The organism is Bradyrhizobium sp. Ses1, from assembly GCF_059512365.1.
The window spans coordinates 1-1,256 of record NZ_JCAMOQ010000173.1 but is presented as its reverse complement, the minus strand read 5'-3'; the positions used below and the strand labels follow the sequence as shown (position 1 = coordinate 1,256).

Annotated in this window: 1 pseudogene; it reads right to left on the bottom strand. The window is 59.2% G+C overall.

From position 1 onward, the window contains the following. Positions 1–109 precede the first annotated feature (109 nt). A pseudogene (locus AC5ZG5_RS46190) lies at positions 110–1,190 on the bottom strand (IS5 family transposase). Between the last annotated feature and the right edge of the window lie 66 nt (positions 1,191–1,256).

Genomic DNA, 1,256 nt, shown 5'->3' with positions numbered 1-1,256 from the left:
AAACCTTGAAATGGAGAGTTTTCGTATTGTCGGCGGTCGTTGTTGGAGCGGCGCGGTGGAGTTGGATGTAATTTTTTAGGCTGTTGTTGGTGCACCGTGACGGGGGTGGCTAAACGGCAAGCAGTTTGGGGATGCGGATCAGGTTATAGGCGATCAGATTGAGCAGGAAGTCGGCGGCGACGCGAGCGATGCCACGATGTTTGGTCTTGCGCATCGTGCCATGCTGCTTGCCCCATCCGAAAATGCACTCGACCATCGCCCGGCGCGATTGCGACATGCCGTACCCCGGATGCCGCGTGGTTCGGTCGTCGATGGCGCTGTTGCGGTTCTTGCCGGTTTTGGTGACGGCCTGGTTCTGTGTCACATGCGGCGTCACGCCGATGGTGCGAAGATTGGCGACATGATCGGCGGTATCGTACGCCTTGTCCTCACCGACCGTGATGCGGCGGCCTGCGGCTTGGCGTCTCGCCTTCAGCATGGTCTCCGAAGCCCGGCGTTCGGCGACGCCATTGGCATGCGTGACCCTGCCGGCCACCGCCAGCCCATGCCGGTTCTCCATGGTGGCGTGGCCCATATAGCAAAGCTTGGCCTCGCGTCCGGCCGCCTTGCGATAGAGCCTGCTGTCCGGATCGCTGGTACTCGCATGGGTGTCGTTCTTGCGCTTCTGGCCGTGGAAGTTGGCGCCATCATCATCGTCGCCGCTGCCGTCCTTGGGGCGGAAACTCTTCTGCGAAGCCCAGGCTTCGATCAGCGTTCCGTCCACCGAAAAATGCTCGTCCGACAATAGCGATTTGACCTGAGAATGGTTCAGAAGCCTGGTCATGAACTTCGTGAACACATCACCGTTCTGCAGCCGCTCCCGGTTCTTGGTGAAGGTGGTCGGGTCCCAGACTGGATCATCCGGCGACAGTCCCACGAACCAGCGATACAAAAGATTATAGTCCAGTTGCTCCATCAACTGGCGTTCCGAGCGGATGCCGTAGAACACCTGCAGCAGCAAGGCGCTCAGCAATTGCTCTGGAGGGATCGAAGGACGTCCCTCGTTGGCATAGAGCTTCCCAAGGCTGCGGTTCAAATCACTCAATACATCCCGGACAAGTTCCCGGACCTTGCGGATGGTTCGCTGGCACACGCTTATCCGGCGCGATGTACGAAAACAGGCCGCCTTGATCCGTAAACCTGCCCCGCATGATCGTCTCCGCCGATTCGAGATGATAAAAGTGAATCATCAAGCCCCCTCAGTGGCCAGGGGGTTC